This window comes from Anabaena cylindrica UHCC 0172, from assembly GCF_034931625.1.
In the GTDB taxonomy this organism is placed as follows: domain Bacteria; phylum Cyanobacteriota; class Cyanobacteriia; order Cyanobacteriales; family Nostocaceae; genus Anabaena; species Anabaena cylindrica_A.
Map to the genome: position 1 here is coordinate 1 of NZ_JAYGGY010000125.1, position 18495 is coordinate 18495.

The following is an 18495-nucleotide window of genomic DNA, read 5'->3' on the forward strand; positions in this document are numbered from 1 at the left end:
AGAGCTATGAGGCTTATTCTGTCTGCATTTTAACCATTTTTGTCATCCCGTCAGAAATTACATATATAATTAATGGCTGTGCAATGAAAATACACCGAACTTTGGGAAATGGTTTTCAGGAGGTTATTTATCAAAGATGTATGGAAATTGAACTCAAAAAATCAGGTTTAAGTTTTGGAAGAGAGGTAGAACAAACAATTTATTATGAGGGAGTTGAAGTAGGAACACGAAAGGCGGATTTTATAGTTGAAAATCAGGTTGTGGTGGAGTTGAAAGCAGTTATTGCTTTGGAAGATGTTCATTTAGCGCAAGCGAAAAATTATTTGGTAGCTTATAATTTTCCTTTGGGATTATTGATTAATTTTGGTGGGTTAAAGTTGGAATACAAGAAGGTTTTTAATCCTCGATATCATGTTTAATTTGTCTGAATCAGGATGTCCAGGATTTAAGGATTTTCAGGATGTTGTTGTTTGATTTGAGGTGGGGATTTTGAGGATTTTTTTGTCTGAATCAGGATAACCAGGATTAGAGGATTTTCAGGATGTGGTTGTTTGATTGTCTATAAAATATACAGATTTTGGGATGATAGATAAGTTATCAGTTAAATTATCCGCTGTTAATTCTTGACTATTACTGTAACTGGATTTTATAATCTTCAAATCTTCACAGACAATTCATCAATAACAATCTGTCTGAATCAGGATAACCAGGATTAGAGGATGTACAGGATGTAATTTTTTATTGTTTAGGAAAAATAACGATTCTTGGATGATAGATAATATACTGTGATTGTAATTATCATTTTTCAAAATTCACAGACAATTCATCAATAACAATCCTGTAAATCCTTTAATCCTGGACATCTTGATTCAGACAATTACAATTTCAGCATCCCACCAACAACTTACAAATTACCAACGAACCATACAAACTGTAGGTTGGGTAGAACGCAGTGAAACCCAACAAATTAATCATCATATTTTGGGGAAAATGTTGGGTTTCGTTCCTCAACCCAACCTACAAGATCAGCGATTACACTTTCATTATGCATCTGTTCGGTGATAAAGAATTATTGCAAGCACATTCGCGAGGATTTCTTGATGTGATTGTTCCATGTAATCAAAATGATACTGATTCCTATCTGTTGCAGCCTTAATTCTCCCAGCAGTCGCCAAAATAAGGTTTACTTCATCAATATCATGAAAGCCACCCTGTTCTAATATTCCCACATAGTCTGCACCTACCCATCGGCCATTGACCTTATTAATTTGCCAATAGCGATTAGCTACCACATATTCTGCTAGACAATCTTCATTCTCATGATACTTTTGTGGAGGATCAACACGTCCCAACTCTTCAATAAGTTGATTAAGCTTTTCTGCATAACTATCTTCTTCCGGTTCATATTTCTCGTTTTCATCATCCCATACTAACTCCCAATTGTGTTTGATATGGGACAATTGCCTCAACACAAGCCGGTCTAATAAGTCGCTCTGTCCAAAGAATTTTTTCGCATCAATCATTTTGAAATACACCATTTTTATTGGTCATGTATAACTATGAGTTCTTCTGCAATTGCAATTTAAGCACCTTATTTGTGACACCTGACTAAAGATTATCGAGTCAATGCGATCTCTAAAGTCAGGGTGCGTTAGCGTCAGCGTAACGCACCTTATTCACTACAATTAACTAACTATAAGCCTCCATCGGTAAACAAGAACAAACAAAATTCCTATCCCCAAAAGCAGCATCTATTCTCCCCACACTTGGCCAGAACTTATATTCCTTATTCCAAGGTGCAGGATAAGCAGCTTCTTCACGAGAATAGGGATGATTCCATTCACCAATAATCAAACTTTCCGCAGTGTGAGGGGCATTTTTCAAAAGATTATCTTGAATGTCCATTTTACCAGATTCAATTGCGGCAACTTCCTCACGAATCGCAATCAAAGCATCACAAAAACGATCTAATTCCTGTTTAGATTCACTTTCCGTTGGTTCTACCATAATTGTCCCAGCAACAGGCCAAGAAACAGTAGGTGCATGAAAACCATAATCCATTAACCGCTTCGCAACATCATCAATTTCAATCTGCGCTGATTTCTTCAAACTTCGCAAATCTAAAATACATTCATGTGCCACTAAACCATTTTTTCCCTGATACAAAACCGGATAATATGACTCTAATCTCTTAGCGATGTAATTAGCATTCAAAATGGCAATTTTGGTTGCTTCCGTTAAGCCATCTGCACCCATCATGATAATATACATCCAAGAAATCACTAAGATACTTGCACTACCCCAAGGTGCAGCGGAAACAGCACCAAAAGAGTGCTGAGTATTGAGTGCTGAGTGCTGAGTATGATCGGAGTTAGAGAGTTTGTCACTTTTCCCTATTTTTACAACGGAATGTGCTGGCAAAAATGGCACAAGGTGGGAAGCAACACCAATGGGACCCATACCGGGACCACCACCACCATGAGGAATACAGAAAGTTTTGTGTAGGTTCAAATGACAGACATCTGCACCAATATCACCAGGACGACAAATACCTACTTGGGCATTCATATTAGCGCCGTCCATGTAAACTTGTCCACCGTGGGAATGAACAACAGCACAAATTTCTTGAATTGCTTCTTCAAATACCCCATGAGTTGATGGATATGTCACCATTAAAGCTGATAATTCATTGCTATATTTTTCAGCTTTGGCTTTTAAATCCTCAACGTCAATATTACCTTGATCATCACAAGCAACTCCCACAACTTTCATCCCACACATTACCGCACTTGCGGGATTTGTTCCATGGGCAGATTGGGGAATTAAACAAATATTTCTGTGTCCTTCTCCCCGACTTTGATGATATTCATGAATTACCAAAAGTCCCGCATATTCACCTTGAGAACCTGCATTTGGTTGTAAGGAAATTCCAGCAAATCCTGTAATTTCTCCTAACCATGCTTCTAGTTGTTGGAACAGAATTTGATAACCTCTAGTTTGGGAAATTGGCGCAAAAGGATGGATTTTCCCAAATTCTGCCCAAGTTACGGGAATCATTTCTGAAGTTGCGTTTAACTTCATGGTACAAGAACCCAAGGGAATCATTGAAGTTGTTAATGATAAATCCTTGCTTTCTAGTTGATGTAAATAACGTAATAACTCAGTTTCTGAATGATAATGGTTAAAAACTGGATGGGTGAGATATTTACTTTGACGTGATAATTGAGAATGAGAAATTGGCAATTCTGACACAGTAAAAGGTAATTCATCTTTCAGCGCGAAAATTTGCCAAATGTCAATTAAATCTGCTTCTGTCGTAGTTTCATCTAAGGAAATGCCCACAGTTGAATTATCAAAAATTCTCAAGTTGATATTTCTCTCATTTGCAGCGTCGAGAATTGCTTCTAATTTGGTATTTCCTAATTCTACCCGCAAGGTATCAAAGAAGTTTTCCGAACTGATTTTGTAACCTAACTTTTTCAAGCCTGCGGCTAAAGTTGCGGTTAATTCGTGGATATTTTGAGCGATCGCTCTCAGTCCATCTGGTCCATGATAAACTGCATACATACTTGCCATCACTGCCAATAATACTTGCGCTGTACAAATATTGCTGGTGGCTTTATCTCTGCGGATATGTTGTTCACGGGTTTGCAAAGCTAAACGGTATGCAGGTTTGCCATGAATATCCTTTGATACCCCGACAATTCGCCCTGGAACTAGCCGTTTATACTCCTCCTTCGTCGCAAAATAAGCAGCGTGTGGTCCCCCAAAGCCTAAGGGAATACCGAAGCGTTGGGTGCTGCCTATAGCAATATCAGCCCCTAATTCACCGGGGGGTGTAAGTAGAGTTAAACTTAAAGGATCTGCGGCTACAGTCACCAATGCACCCTGAGCATGGGACTGTGTGATAACATTGCGGTAGTCATAAATTGTGCCATCACTGGCAGGATATTGGAGAATTGCACCAAAAATTGATTCTGTGAAATCAAAAGTTTGATGATCACCGATAATGATATTTATCCCCAGCGGTTTAGCTCTAGTTTGCAAGACATCAATGGTTTGAGGATGACATTCACTAGACACAAAATAGTTATGGGATTTATTTTTGCAGACACCATAACTCAAACTCATGGCTTCTGCTGCTGCTGTCGCTTCATCTAGCAAAGATGCGTTAGCAATTTCTAAACCTGTCAAATCAATAATCATGGTTTGGAAATTTAGCAATGCTTCCAAACGTCCTTGGGCAATTTCTGGTTGATAAGGGGTGTAAGCTGTGTACCAACCGGGATTTTCGAGAATATTACGTTGAATGACTGCGGGAGTAATACAATCGTAATAGCCCATGCCAATAAATGAGCGATAAACTTGATTTTTATCGGCTATTTGTTTTAATTTCGCTAGTGCTGCATATTCGCTTTGTGCTGCTGGTAATTGTAGGGTTTGATTAAAGCGAATTGCCTGTGGTACTGTTTGATCAATTAGGTTATCTAAACTAGAAAACCCTAAGATATCAAGCATTTCCTGAACATCATCAGGGTTAATTCCAATGTGTCTTTGGGCAAAGTCGCTGAGTTTTTGACTGCTTTTAGCCAAAATCTTGTTATCACTAGGTTGAGTACGAGGGGGATTAGCTACCACAAATAATTCTCCAGACACTGCTGTATTAATGTATTGTAATAATTATTCTTATATATTAGGTTTTTTTGAGACCCATATCTTTTAGGGACTTGCAAATAAAAAAATCCCCAATTTAAGGATAATGGTGGGTATAGCTTTGCGGGCATGGCCACTTTACGTAGACTCAGGCTCATATATTCAAACCTCCCAGCAGGAGGCAATTTGTTTTCTCCCAAAAAATGCTCAATCAAAACCAAACACCCCTAATAGATGCCTTAAAAAACTCTATTTCTCGTCCTCATGCACCGTTTTACACTCCAGGACATAAACATGGTGTAGGAATTTCCCCAGTTTTAATTGATTTAATCGGTAAAGATGTCTTTCATGCTGACTTAACAGAATTAGCTGAATTAGATAATTTATTTACTCCTGAAAATTCAATTCTCGCAGCACAAGAACTGGCAGCAGAAGCTTTTGGGGCTGAGAAAACATGGTTTTTAGTTAATGGTTCTACCTGTGGAATTGAAGCGGCTATTCTTGCTACTTGCGGTATGGGTGATAAAATTATTCTGCCGCGAAATGTGCATTCTTCGGTGATTTCTGGGTTAATTCTTTCTGGTGCAATTCCTATTTTTATTCAGCCTGAATATGATGAGGATTTAGATATTGCTCACAGTATTACACCGGCAGCGGTAAAAACAGCACTGGAAAAACATCCTGACGCAAAAGCTGTGCTGACAGTTTACCCTACATATTACGGTGTTTGTGGAGATTTGAGGGCGATCGCACTTCTTACCCATCAATACAATATTCCCCTCCTTGTAGATGAAGCACATGGCGCACATTTTGCTTTTCATCCTCAATTACCCACCCCAGCTTTAGCCGCAGGTGCAGACTTAACTGTGCAATCTATCCACAAAACCCTCGGTGCAATGACACAGGCATCAATGTTACACATCCAAGGGGATAAAATCGACATTGACAGAGTGAATAAAGCTTTGCAGCTATTACAATCTACCAGTCCCAGTTTCATACTTTTAGCTTCCCTCGATGCCGCACGTCAACAAATGGCAATGAATGGGGAAAAGTTGATGTCTCAGACTTTGCAATTAGCAGCAGCAGCAAAAAGTCAAATTAACCAAATTCCTGGTTTATCGACTCCTCTCTATCCCAGAGGCAAGGGTTTTGTCGATTTAGATCAAACACGCTTAACTGTAAACGTTTCTAAATTAGGTTTAACAGGTTTTGCAGCTGAAGAAATTCTCAATGAAATGGGTGTAACTCCAGAATTTTCATCTTTACAACATCTTACTTTTATTATTAGTTTGGGTAATACACAACTGGATATTAATGCATTAGTGCAGGAATTGAAAAATTTGATGCGGATACCACAATTGACAAGTCAGTACAAAATATGTAAATATAGAAACGATGCTAAAATTAGTCATTCTCTGTGCATTTCTCCCCGTGAGGCTTTTTTTGCTAATAGTGAAACCTTACCTTTGGAGAAAACACCAGCACGAATTTGTGCGGAAATAGTTTGTCCATATCCCCCAGGAATACCCGTTTTAATGCCGGGAGAAATTATTACAAAATCAGCCTTAGAATATCTGCAACAAATTCAAGCTTTAGGTGGATTTCTTAGCGGTTGTGCAGATACTAGTTTGAAAACTTTAAAAGTAGTGAAAGCTGGAAAAAGGTAATTGGTTAGGACAGGGGAAACGCATCTTATCAATAAGGACAATTTAATCTCAATAATGACCAAAATATTCGCATTAATGCCTACTTATTGACAATACTCTAGTCCATCACTATGACTCTGAAAAAATCAATCAAACGATAAATTGGGATTTCTTCGTTTATACACTAAAACGGTATTTTGTCAATAAAATTTAGATGCGTTTCCCCTGTTGGTTAGGACTGATTCTCTTTGGATTTTGTTAGCTGCTGAAATACTAATTGTATAGCTAAAGCTAACAAGCCAATCGCTACCATACCAAATATGCCCGTTCCTAAAGCTACGACACCCACAACTAGGGTACGAACAGCCGCGCTAATCTTGATTGCGATTAAGTTATCAGAATGGATAGGTTTTGCGGCAAATGTAGTTGCGATCGCTATCATGAGAGAATACATCGCAAATCCCAGTCCTCCTGACATTATAGCCCCAGTTATACAGCGTAATGGAGTTGGTGGTACTTGTCCGGTAGTATCTGCTGATGGTGTGATATTTGGTTCATTCATAAAAGGTTGTGGGGTATAGGGTGTAGCTTGCTAAGGACACTAATAAGCGGTAGACGTAATATTACGAATTACGAATTATTTGAATTCCAGTTGTAATTGTCCTAGTCACAAACAATTCTAAATCTTCGTCAGGAATTGCTGTGCGTATCTGCTGCTTGACAACTTCTGCTTGTGCTGGAGATTCGACAATTGCAAATACAGAAGGGCCAGAACCAGACATCATGGTTCCTAAAACTCCTTCTTGACTAGCAAATAATTCTCGCAGTTGTAGAACTTGGGGATAAGCTGGCAATACGACCTTTTCTAAATCATTGTGCAGTTTTTGGGAAATTTTTGCTGCATCGTTAGCCAAGATGGCTTTCACCATTTCTCCCGAATGGACTGCACTGGCACGGGCGGCTAAATCTTGGGTATCTTTAATATAAGTACTGCCAAATACTTGCCGATAGGTTTGATATGCCCAAGGAGTAGAAACTTCTAAACTACGATATTTTGCTAATACTATATTTATTTGATTTAAATTTGCTAAAGGGGAAAGTTGTTCACCTCTACCTGTAGCAATTACTGTTCCCCCAGAAATACAAAATGGCACATCTGAACCCAGGGTAGCTCCCAATTCTTCTAATTCTAATTTAGTTAGTCCCAGATTCCAGAGTAAATCTATCCCTACCAAAACCGCTGCTGCATTTGTCGAACCTCCAGCTAAACCCGCAGCAACAGGAATCTGTTTTTTGATAGTAATATCAATACCCCCAAAATTACTAAAAGCGTCAGGAAACTTCCTGGCCATCAGTTCCGCAGCCCGATATGCTAGATTAGTCTTATCTGTGGGTACTTGTGGGTGATCGCAGTAAACGCGAATTGTTTGAGTGCTGGCAGCATGGACATCAATTTGGTCGGCAAGGTCAATACTTTGGAGTATCATTGCTAACTCATGATATCCATCAGGACGATTACCAATGATTTCCAAATATAAGTTAATTTTGGCAGGTGCAATTAGGCTATAAGAATGCATTTTTAGTGCTTCGGCTTTAGTAGATTTACTCAAAAGTCAGACAGTTACTTAAATTTACCCATTGTGCAACGCTGAGGTCTTCGGCGCGTACTTGGGGATTTATTCCTAATTGTTCCAGTAATTGGGTCAAGCGATCGCGTTCAATGACCGATTGTAAGTTATTTCTTAACATTTTTCGCTTTGCCCCAAATCCCAATTTAACCAGATTTGCTAACTTTTTGGGGTTATCTGCCGGAATTTCTATCTGTCGAGGGATCAACCGCACCACAGCCGAATCTACTTTCGGAGGTGGGTGAAATGCACTAGCAGGGACTGTGCAAATTAACTCACAATCAGCCAAATACTGCACCCGTACCGACAACGCCCCAAAAGTCCTTGAACCTGGTTTAGCATATAACCTTTCAGCTACTTCTTTTTGTACCAATAACACAATAGAATCATAGGGTTCTGGGTTGGGTTGGGTGATAGTACCGAGTAACTTTTCAATAATTGGACCAGTAATGTTGTAGGGAATATTCGCAACAACTTTATTTTGCTTTTGAAAATTGTTAAATGCTAACAATTGAGATGGTACATCTAATGTGAGAAAATCCCCTTGCAGCAATAAAAAATTTTCTTTTTGTCCCAGTTGTTTGACTAGTAATTTACACAAATCCCGGTCAATTTCTACAGCAACTAGAGATTGAGCTAAAGGTAATAAACGCCGAGTCAAAATTCCTGTACCAGGACCAATTTCCAAAATCCTATCACCCTCTTGACACTCTGCTGCTTTAACAATCGCATCGAGTGCCTTTTCACTTTTTAACCAATGTTGAGCAAATTGCTTGCGCGGTTGCACCATCTATATTTGTTTCTCCATATTTTGTTCGCAATCTGTAAGTTGTAAGGATACATAATTCAGTATAAATTAGGGTTTAAAAGTCGTTATTGATAATTTATAGAAAAACTTGCTCCTCTAGATTACTGCTGTACGCAAATCTTCTGACTCCTGACTCCTGACTCCTGACTCCTCACCAAACAGTTTGTAAATTTAAAATAAATCCTGGTAAAATATCTTCTCCAAATAATTCAATAGGAGATTCTAATATTTCCACTGGTTTATGAAAACGATATATTTCCACCTGACGTATTTTAGAATTAATTAACCAACCCAATTTTACACCATTATTTATATATTCCTGCATTTTTTTTTGAACTTCTTGCAAACTATCACTTGGTGACATTAACTCTAATATAAAGTCAGGTGCAATAGGCGGAAACTTAGCTTGTTCCTCTTGTGTAAGTGCATCCCATCTATCTTTTTTTATCCAAGCTACATCAGGAGAACGATTTGCACCATTAGGGAGTTTAAAGCAGGTTGAAGAATCGAAACAAACTCCTAGTTTAGTTTTGCGGTTCCATATTACAAAATCAGCGTTAATCTCTGAATTGCATTTTCCAGTTTCTCCACCTGTAGGTGACATAATTAATAACTCTCCTTCTGCGTTACGTTCAAATTTAACATCAGGATTTTCCCGACAAAGTTGATAAAATTGATTGTCTGTGAGTGTGATGATAGGATTTAAGTTAACGGTGATAGCTGTCATATAATTGATATTTAGTTGGATATTTTTTGGGGATAGTATCTACTGAATAGCAATATTTTAACCTGTAGTTTGGGTTAGACGCACAAAGTCATCTTTCAGCCCAGGGCTAAAACTTCTAGGCTTCCAAACGCTGTTATAATTATTGTCAAGTCTCTACACATAAATTCATCTTTGATTTAGCAACGCCAATTATTTATAATAAATCTGGATCTTACGGTAGGTTTCTTCCCAGCTATGAACACCAAAAAAAGATATCTTTTCCCCCTAATTTTAGTAGCAGTTTGTGCCAGCATCAGCAGTTGTACACCTGATAGCGGTGACAACTTAAGCTCAATACCAACAACACCAAAAAGCACAACTTCCCCAAGTCCTGCTAATTCTCAAGTCGAGACTCAACCATTTTCAACTCAACCAACCCCTACTGAACAGCCACCGACTTCAAGTTCTAAAACTATCTCTGGTAAAACCACCAAAGTCACCCTATACACAAGTGATGCTCAATGTCAAGATTACGTTGCTAAAACAGCTTCAGTCTCAGCAGATGAACCCATGAATGAAACTGTAGGTAAAGTCCTAGAGCAAGGAGATACAGCCGATTTTAGCTTGTCTGGGTATCGTGTCAACGTTAATAATGGTGTGGCTACAATTGATTTGCGAATCTCTCCTGAATCAAAACGGCAAATAACTTCTCTTTCTAGCTGTGAGCAGTTTGCACTGTTTGGTAGTATCCGCAAAACCTTAACTAGTAATGCTGAATGGAAAATCAAAGAGGTGCGCTTCACTGAAAAAGGTGCGGAAATTGTCCTGTAAACCTACATTCCGCACCCTTAGCTGTCACACAGAGAAATTACGGAAATAAGAAAGAAAACTTAGACTAAAAATCACATATTAGCGAAAAAGAAAAACACTAAAAATGGGGTTACAACCCATTCTCAATAAGTAGCAATAAGAATGAAAACCACCCAGAAGGGTCAACAGATAAATAAATGAAGATATTCAAGATAGAGACTATAAGTGAGACTAATAAATTCAAGTTGTCATTTTTAGTCTTTTCTCCAATACCGTTTTCATTTGCAAAGCGGCGGCTTGCTTAGGAAACACTCGGAGTAAATCTTCCAAATCATGAATGGCAAATCGGATGTTTGAAAGGCTCAAAAACGCCTAGAAACCCTCGAACAAATTCGCCAAGAATACCATCAATATAAATACAATGCTCAACCAAGACTTCAAAGAGTTTATACAATTATTAAACGATAACCAAGTTAAGTATCTGGTGATTGGGGGTTATGCTGTATCAGTTCATGGACATCCCCGTTACACAAAAGATATGGTGCGTTACAGATTTCATCTTAACGCACCCTACAATATTACTGCGTCCCTCCGCGTTAAAAACTCTTCCCTTTACATCCTCTCCAACACCCTAATTCCCAACAAATCTAATCCGAGTTTCAACGTTTTCGCAGTCAAATCACATAACATCAACCGCGATGTTCTTACAGGTTCTTCAGATTTCAAAACCGGACAATTTTCATAGAATTTGTTAAACTTATCGCTGAGATTATATAAATAATCACACAAGCGATTTGGTAATAAATCTTTCTCAACATCACTAATCACTTCATCTAGTTGTAATAAGTGCTTGGCTAAAGTTAATTCTGAATCTTCTCTCAGCAGAATTTTAGCATCTGCACCCAAGTTACCAAAGTTAATATTACCTTCTCGACTAATGCCTTGAGTCCTCACATAAGCATATATCATATAAGGTGCTGTATTTCCTTTTAAGGCAAGCATCTTATCATAACTAAAAACATAATTGCTAGTGCGATTTTGGCTTAAATCTGCATATTTGACAGCACTAATACCAACTACATCAGCAACATTATTAATAAATTCTTCAGTCTCTTCTCTACCTTCTTCTTTTAATCTCGCTTCTAAATCTGCACGAGTGCGAGAAACTGCTTCATCTAATAAATCTCTTAACCGTATATTATCACCGGAACGAGACCTGAATCTCTTACCATCATCTCCTAATACCAAACCAAAGGGAATGTGAACAATTTCCACATCATCAGGTATCCATCCAGCTTTACTTGCGACTTGAAAAAATTGAGCAAAGTGATTAGATTGTCCCGCATCTGTAGTATAAATTATCCGCTTGGCTTGATCTTCTTGAATGCGATAACGGAGAGATGCTAAATCTGTGGTTGCGTAGTTATAACCACCATTTGATTTTTGGACAATTAAGGGTAAAGGCTCACCTTCTCTATTTGTAAAACCATCTAAGAAAACACATTTTGCACCTTGGTTTTCTTCTACTAAACCAGCTTTTTCTAAATCTTCTACAACTGCTGGTAGAAATGAGTTATAAAAAGATTCTCCGCGTTCAGTTAATTTGATATTTAGTAAATCATAAATTATTTGAAACTCTTGGCGTGATTGTTCACAAAGTAATTTCCAAGCATGAAGTGTATCTTCTGCACCTGCTTGTAGTCTGACAACTTCTTGACGTGATGTTTCTTGAAAATCTGCATCTGTATCAAATCGTTGTTTCGCTTGACGATAAAAATTAACTAAATCTCCAATATTTAAAGCGTTAGCTGTAGTCAGTGCTTCTGGAGAAACTTCTCGCAAATAGGTGATTAACATCCCAAATTGCGTACCCCAATCACCGACATGATTTAACCGCAATACATCATGTCCACGAAATTCTAAAATCCGGGCTATGCAATCACCAATAATTGTCGAACGCAAGTGTCCGACGTGCATTTCTTTGGCAATATTCGGACTGGAAAAATCGACAATTTCTTTTTGCGGATTTTTTGCTATTGGAACTCCTAACCGAGGATCTGCTTTAATGGCGTTTAGCTGTGCTTCCAGGTAGGATGTTTGCAGTTTAAGATTAATAAAACCAGGCCCAGCGATTTCTGGGGGTTCGCAAATATCAGATATATCTAGCTTTTCTACAATAGCAGATGCGATCGCTCTCGGCTGCATTCCCAACTTCTTACTCAGGGATAAAGCCACGTTCGCTTGAAAGTCACCAAATTTAGGATTACTCGCACTCACCAAAATCGGATCTACCCCGGTGTAGTCAGCGCCAAACGCAGCTACCAAAGCCTGTGCTAATTTCAGTTTAAGTTGTTCTTGTGTAGCGTTCATATTTAAATATAATCTGTTTAAAGCCGGGATATTCACAAATGCTTGATTATTCTAGCCTTAAAATATATTCATCTCAGCATTTGTTTTCGTTGAATACCCCCTCCGCCTCATTCCTTTCTTCCCTCCGTGTTCTCAGCGCCTCTGCGGTTGGTTAAAGATTTTTTCCCGCAGAACCAAACAACTATTAACTACTGACTCACACCGAGATTTTTCACCACGGACATACCTTGAATTCGCCATGTACCTTCTTTGCGAATTAAATCGTAACGCACCCGTAACCGTTCCTGAGAAGACTTTTTATTCTGACCAAGTTCATAGAACTGGGTAACTTCCCTCACTGTAGCTTCTACCACAGCGTTATCTGCAACACTAGCAATCTGATTGACAAATTCTACCTTCAAATCATGCTCATACGTGCGATAGCGGCTGTCTTTGATATCTTGTTGAACTATTAACCGCCATTGTGATACGGCAGAACCAGTCAAAATCTGATCTAAACGATTAATTTCATGATTGGGTCCCAAAGCTGCGGCTTTGATAGATAGCCAAGTTTGAATCACTTCTTGAGCGATCGCATTTGTTAATATACCCTCAGCTACTTCTGGCTGACTATTGGGGTCTGGAATGCTTACTGCTGGCTGACTTAATTCAATCGCTAACTGTTCTCCCTGTAAAGATGGTCTAGGGAAAAACAGATTGTTTAACCATCCAAAAGCCGTGGAAACTAATAACCAAAAAACTAATAAACCCCCCAAAGATAAAAAAACCATCCAAACTAAGCGAGTTTTTGCATCTAAGCTATTAGCAAAAGTGCGCCTTGGTCGAGAATGAGACGGACGATATTCTCCAACACCTCGACTGTTAGCCGAAGTTGCCTTGCGTCGTTTCCGCTTTTGAGGTTGACCGGGTGCAGTTGTCTGAGTAGGGATATTCATTTGCTGATGATTTCCTTTGGCTACTACTTCTGTCGTCGCCGAATGTTCTCCAGGCATTTTTGGTGTTTGACTACCACTGGGTATAGGTGAAGTATGCCATCGCGGTAGGGAGAAATGTCCAGATTCGGGTACTTCACGGCTTACTGGTTCTGCTAATTCAGGTTCAGGTGTGTGATTGATTGGCCTAGTAGTTGCATGGTTATGGTTGTGATAATGGGGATTATTTATTTGTGGTGAGGTTAAAGGTTGGTTGTTAATTGCAGACCATTCATGAGTTGTTTGGGTATCCGTTGGTAAAGCTTCTAAATAAGCTTGTACCTGGGCATCAGCAAAATAATCTTTTAAAGAAGCTTGCTTTCTGACTAAATCTCGAAAGTGAGGAAATACCTCTTGTTGTAACCACTGTTCACAGTACAAACAAAGTCCTGGTAACAAGTCTGGTGAATCTTGGGATTTTTCCCGAATGATAGCTAAGGCTTCATATTCTTGGCTTAATTCTAAAACGCGGGTGGCTTCTTCGGTTTGTCCCAATAACAAAGCACATAGAGATTGTTCTAAATGCACATCTTGGCGTTTACCCAGACGAATCAGCATTTGTTTGGCTTGGCGAATTAAAGCTGGTTGGCTTTGGGTAAAACCCCTGGCGATTAAGGCATAGACTGCTAGATATGTGGCAACTGCGGAGGGGCGCTTGCTTTCCGATTCAAATAGTTTATGCTGTTCTGTAACTGTTAAATGATTGCGTAACTGCTGAATAAATCTCAAAAAATCATCTATATTTAAGCCGGATTGATCATTGCCAGCGCCATCAATTCCGCCCCGTTCTTCTAAAATATTCTGTAATAATTCTAAGCCTTGACGGCGTTCCTTGGTTTTCTCTTGAGGTAGTGCTAGTAACTCCAGAATGCGATATGGTCGCAATTTACAAAGATCCGCTGCAATTTCTGATTGCACGCTAGGGAATATACCTTCGCGCATTAATAATTCTTCCCCGGTTTCTAAAGATATGGCGGCATTTTCATAATGATTTTGCTGCCATTGTTCACGTCCTAGTTCTAGGCAAGCTAAGGCCACTGTGAGAATAATATCTGATAGTTCCGGACTGCCAGAGTATTCTTCGTTGGATAGATGGCTACCGACTCTGACACCGACTCCATTTTTATTAACCAGGTATGGACGACCTAGTTTGAGTACTAGTTCGTATTCCCCTAACTCTTGGAGGAGTAATAAAGCACCAACTAATTCCTCAGGGGCAATTTCGATGCTGAGACTTTGAACATCGTGATTACGGCTGTTGTTTTCAGCGCGATTTTCTAATCCAGATGTATTTGCCGCCCGATCTGGATCATAGGCGTGGGCGAGATAAATCTGATCATAACGACTGCGTTCTTTGGAATCTGATAAAACCACGTAAGCTTCTTCTATGAGTTGTTTACGAGAAGAGATGGCTGTAATTGAATACTCGCGTCGGGGCAATTGAACAATGCGATCGCTGTATGCTTGCCGCAATTGTTCTTCACTTGCCGCTAACGGTAATCCTAAAATTCGGTAGTAATCGAGCGGAATTCGCACAGCCTACTTCCCCTGCACCGTGGTCGCGTAGCATCTTCTAGACATAGTTCACCTAGAGGATTCCAGGTATGTAAAACCGTGCCATAATAATAGCTTTATTAATACCGTGTCAAGTATACACTTGAAGTGTATATTGTCACAGTTCCCCTTGTTTTTTTCTCCCACTGTTAAGTCATATCCTCAGAATTGATTTTTGGCTTTGGTGTAATCCCCCCTAAGGTATCGCACTCAGCTTATGATTTGAAATCGCCTCAGAAGCTTTAGCCTTTAATATATGATTCTTAAGTATATGCTGCTGCAACATGAATACACCCTTGTCATCCCTCAACATCTGCAAGCACAAGTACCGCTTTTGGTAGTGGTGGTGATGTTGCACCCAGTGTAGTCTAAGATTTATGATCTTTCTGGGTTGTTCCCAGTTAGGCAATGGAATAAACACTACCAGCACTGGTTAGTTTTGATAACTAAAAAAAACAATATATCATGATTAAAATTTAATGGCAATTACGGATAGTTTAGTGTCTATTCTTACTTTAAGTAATGCTTTTTTAAGTAAGATAGTAGGCAGAGGGAAAAATTTTTTGAAGTCAACCAGCATCTAAACTTTTCTAAATTGTTAATGGGTATGCAGACAGACAGCGATCGCAATTGCTAACTTAGAGAGCGATCGCCAACAGCAGCGGTTTTTACCTTCAACATTCTTATAAGATTTGATTGTTGACTCTTAGCAACCCTGGCTTAACTAATAGCTATTTAACTTTTACGATAGGGATACTAGACAAAAATGGTTCAAGAACGCACGTTACCCACATTTGATGCTAACACTGTCCAAATTACCAAAGCAGAAGGCTTAGGCTTATACGAAGACATGATTCTCGGACGCTTTTTTGAAGATAAATGCGCTGAGATGTACTATAGAGGCAAAATGTTTGGTTTTGTCCACCTCTACAACGGTCAAGAAGCCGTTTGCAGTGGCATTATCAAAGGAGCAATGCGACCCGGTGAAGACTTCGTTTCCAGCACCTACCGCGACCACGTTCATGCCTTGAGCGCAGGAGTGCCAGCAAAAGAAGTCATGGCAGAATTATTTGGTAAAGCCACAGGTTGCAGCAAAGGGCGCGGTGGTTCCATGCATATGTTCTCTGCCGAACATCGCCTATTAGGCGGCTATGCGTTCGTAGCAGAAGGTATTCCCGTTGCAGCTGGTGCAGCATTTCAAAGCAAATACCGTCGGGAAGTCTTAGGAGACAAAAACGCCGACCAAGTAACCGCTTGTTTCTTTGGTGATGGTGCAGCTAACAACGGTCAATTTTTCGAGACATTAAACATGGCAGCCCTATGGAAACTGCCCATCCTGTTTGTGGTAGAAAATAATAAATGGGCGATCGGCATGGCTCACGAACGGGCAACTTCCCAACCCGAAATCTATAAAAAAGCCAGCGTGTTTAACATGGTAGGCGTAGAAGTAGACGGAATGGACGTTCTCGCAGTCCGTCAAGTAGCTCAAGAAGCCGTAGCCCGCGCTCGTGCAGGAGAAGGACCCACCCTCATAGAAGCCATGACCTATCGCTTCCGTGGTCACTCTCTAGCCGACCCAGACGAACTCCGCAGCAAAGAAGAAAAAGAATTTTGGTTTGCTCGTGACCCCATTAAAAAATTAGCCGCTTATTTGCTGGAGAAAAACCTAGCAGATGAAGCAGAATTAAAAGGCGTTGAAAAGAAAATTCAGGATATCATCGACGAAGCTGTGAAATTTGCTGAAAGCAGCCCCGAACCAGACCCAAGCGAATTATATCGCTTCATTTTTGCAGAAGACGTTTAGAGAGTGCTGATTGCTGAGTACCGAGTGCTGAGTATTGAGTGCTGAGTATTGAGTGCTGAGTATTGAGTGCTGAGTACCGAGTATTGAGTATTGAGTGCTGAGTATTGAGTGTTGGGTAGAGAAACTTCAATATCTAAATCTAATATTTAGCATTCAGTATTTAGTACTCAAGATTAACCATAACTTTAGGAATAAATAGGAATAAACCCGTGTATACCATTACCCAACAACAGCAACAATACAAAACCTACGTCCTCTCGGATGATAGTGCTGGTACACAAATAGAAGTTGTACCGGAACGAGGTGGTATCATTACCCGTTGGCGGATTCAAGGTCAAGAAGTCTTTTATTTAGATGCTGAACGTTTTACCCATCCTGATTTGAGTGTCAGAGGGGGAAATCCAATTTTATTTCCTCTTTGCGGTAACTTACCAGATAATACTTATACCGCCAACGGTAAACAGTACACTATCAAACAACATGGTTTCGCTCGTGAGTTACCTTGGCAAGTAACTGAGCAAAAAACTGAAGGTAAAGCTAGTTTGACAGTTGTTCTCAAAAGTAACGACGAAACCAAAGCGGTTTATCCTTTTGACTTTGAACTGGCTTTCACCTACGAATTACAGGGTAATACCTTAGTAGTGCGTCAGGAATATAAAAACCTGTCATCTACACCAATGCCCTTTTCGGCTGGTTTCCATCCCTATTTTCTCTGCGGTGATAAATCTCAGATAGATGTAGAAATTCCTTCTGGGCGATATCAAGACAATAAAACTAAAGAATTTCACGCTTTTAACGGCAAATTTGACTTTAACCAAGATGAAATTGATTTTGCCTTTGGAGGCTTAACTAGTAAAACTGCCTCTGTGACAGATAACAGCCGCAAGTTAAAGCTAACCTTAGATTACGATGATTTCTCTACCTGGCTGGTTTTCTGGACAGTTAAAGGCAAAGAATTCTACTGTCTAGAGCCTTGGAGCGCCACCCGCAACGCCTTCAACACTGGTGAAAACCTGACTGTGTTAGCACCAGGAGCTAGTTGCACTGCATCTTTCCAGTTAAAAGCAAATTTTTTCTAGAAACCCCTTGACAAAACCCTAGCTTTTGATGGTATATTGGGAAAGTTGCAAATCACTGCAAAAGGGTCGCTAACTCAACGGTAGAGTACTCGGCTTTTAACCGATTAGTTCCGGGTTCGAATCCCGGGCGACCCATAAAAAGCTGGAAAGAATTTTGAGATATTAGAATAATTAAATTCTGATATATACTGCAAACGTGTGAAATCTGGACTTATGCCATACTGTATCCCTGACGGGAGCGTATGACTCCTACGTCGGCCTTGCTGAATAAACCGAAAATCTTGATCAATCAATGATTCTATGACTATTCAAGGTTAATAATTTGCAATCAATAAGCCTTGATACCATAAAAACTCAAGCACGCTCTGACGAAGTTGCTTATATTGGGGAGACCCCAAGACCGCACTTCTTGCAATACTGCTCGGTTAAGGAAATGTAGGTTGGGTTGAGCGACAGCGAAACCCAA

Annotated in this window: 14 protein-coding genes and 1 tRNA gene; 7 read left to right on the forward strand and 8 right to left on the reverse strand. The window is 39.6% G+C overall.

Features of this window, described 5'->3' with window-relative positions; translation table 11 throughout:
• The first annotated feature begins 83 nt into the window (after positions 1-83).
• The gene (locus VB713_RS26490) at positions 84-419 is read left to right on the forward strand and encodes a GxxExxY protein (protein WP_323314487.1); all 336 of its coding nucleotides are present in this window, start codon (positions 84-86) and stop codon (positions 417-419) included.
• Positions 420-864: 445 nt separating this feature from the next.
• Positions 865-1062 (forward strand): hypothetical protein, encoded by a 198-nt coding sequence (locus VB713_RS26495; protein WP_323314475.1) that lies wholly within the window; start codon positions 865-867, stop codon positions 1060-1062.
• Here VB713_RS26495 and VB713_RS26500 read toward each other — a convergent pair.
• Together VB713_RS26500 and gcvP are read right to left on the reverse strand one after the other, a co-directional pair.
• The gene (locus VB713_RS26500; RefSeq protein ID WP_323314476.1) at positions 1044-1538 is read right to left on the reverse strand and encodes a hypothetical protein; all 495 of its coding nucleotides are present in this window, start codon (positions 1536-1538) and stop codon (positions 1044-1046) included. The two genes, VB713_RS26495 and VB713_RS26500, sit on opposite strands and share 19 nt — an antisense overlap.
• Before the next feature lie 151 nt (positions 1539-1689).
• Entirely contained in the window at positions 1690-4638 is a 2949-nt protein-coding gene (gcvP, locus tag VB713_RS26505) for an aminomethyl-transferring glycine dehydrogenase (RefSeq protein WP_323314477.1), read from the reverse strand.
• 218 nt (positions 4639-4856) lie between these two features.
• On the opposite strand from gcvP, the gene VB713_RS26510 reads away from it, so the two are divergent.
• Positions 4857-6320, forward strand: a complete 1464-nt coding sequence (locus tag VB713_RS26510; protein WP_323314478.1) for an aminotransferase class I/II-fold pyridoxal phosphate-dependent enzyme — start codon at positions 4857-4859, stop codon at positions 6318-6320.
• A 211-nt stretch (positions 6321-6531) separates the two neighbouring features.
• Here the strand turns inward: VB713_RS26510 and VB713_RS26515 are convergent, their stop codons facing one another.
• From VB713_RS26515 to VB713_RS26530, 4 genes are all read right to left on the reverse strand, one after another.
• The gene (locus VB713_RS26515) at positions 6532-6861 is read right to left on the reverse strand and encodes a DUF3082 domain-containing protein (RefSeq protein WP_323314479.1); all 330 of its coding nucleotides are present in this window, start codon (positions 6859-6861) and stop codon (positions 6532-6534) included.
• Positions 6862-6922: 61 nt separating this feature from the next.
• A complete protein-coding gene (gene ispE, locus VB713_RS26520) occupies positions 6923-7876 on the reverse strand; it encodes a 4-(cytidine 5'-diphospho)-2-C-methyl-D-erythritol kinase (protein ID WP_323314488.1) in 954 nt (317 codons plus the stop codon).
• A 25-nt stretch (positions 7877-7901) separates the two neighbouring features.
• Positions 7902-8717, reverse strand: coding sequence for a 16S rRNA (adenine(1518)-N(6)/adenine(1519)-N(6))-dimethyltransferase RsmA (gene rsmA / locus VB713_RS26525; protein WP_323314480.1), 816 nt, complete (start codon positions 8715-8717; stop codon positions 7902-7904).
• 169 nt (positions 8718-8886) lie between these two features.
• Positions 8887-9462, reverse strand: a complete 576-nt coding sequence (locus VB713_RS26530; protein WP_323314481.1) for a Uma2 family endonuclease — start codon at positions 9460-9462, stop codon at positions 8887-8889.
• Positions 9463-9696: 234 nt separating this feature from the next.
• Between VB713_RS26530 and VB713_RS26535 the strand changes: the two genes are divergently transcribed.
• A complete protein-coding gene (locus VB713_RS26535; protein WP_323314482.1) occupies positions 9697-10272 on the forward strand; it encodes a sporulation/spore germination protein in 576 nt (191 codons plus the stop codon).
• 591 nt (positions 10273-10863) lie between these two features.
• On the opposite strand, the gene argS is transcribed toward VB713_RS26535, so the two are convergent.
• Entirely contained in the window at positions 10864-12621 is a 1758-nt protein-coding gene (argS, locus tag VB713_RS26540; RefSeq protein ID WP_323314483.1) for an arginine--tRNA ligase, read from the reverse strand.
• Positions 12622-12809: 188 nt separating this feature from the next.
• Positions 12810-15128, reverse strand: coding sequence for an IMS domain-containing protein (locus VB713_RS26545; RefSeq protein WP_323314484.1), 2319 nt, complete (start codon positions 15126-15128; stop codon positions 12810-12812).
• Between the two features lie 784 nt (positions 15129-15912).
• On the opposite strand from VB713_RS26545, the gene pdhA reads away from it, so the two are divergent.
• The 3 genes from pdhA (at position 15913) to VB713_RS26560 (ending at position 18164) form a co-directional block, all read left to right on the forward strand.
• Positions 15913-16950 carry a pyruvate dehydrogenase (acetyl-transferring) E1 component subunit alpha gene (gene pdhA / locus VB713_RS26550; RefSeq protein ID WP_323314485.1) on the forward strand — a complete coding sequence of 346 codons (1038 nt, stop codon included), beginning with the start codon at positions 15913-15915 and terminating at the stop codon, positions 16948-16950.
• A 209-nt stretch (positions 16951-17159) separates the two neighbouring features.
• The gene (locus VB713_RS26555) at positions 17160-18029 is read left to right on the forward strand and encodes an aldose epimerase (RefSeq protein WP_323314486.1); all 870 of its coding nucleotides are present in this window, start codon (positions 17160-17162) and stop codon (positions 18027-18029) included.
• Positions 18030-18092: 63 nt separating this feature from the next.
• Positions 18093-18164, forward strand: a tRNA-Lys gene (locus VB713_RS26560).
• Positions 18165-18495: the final 331 nt, after the last annotated feature.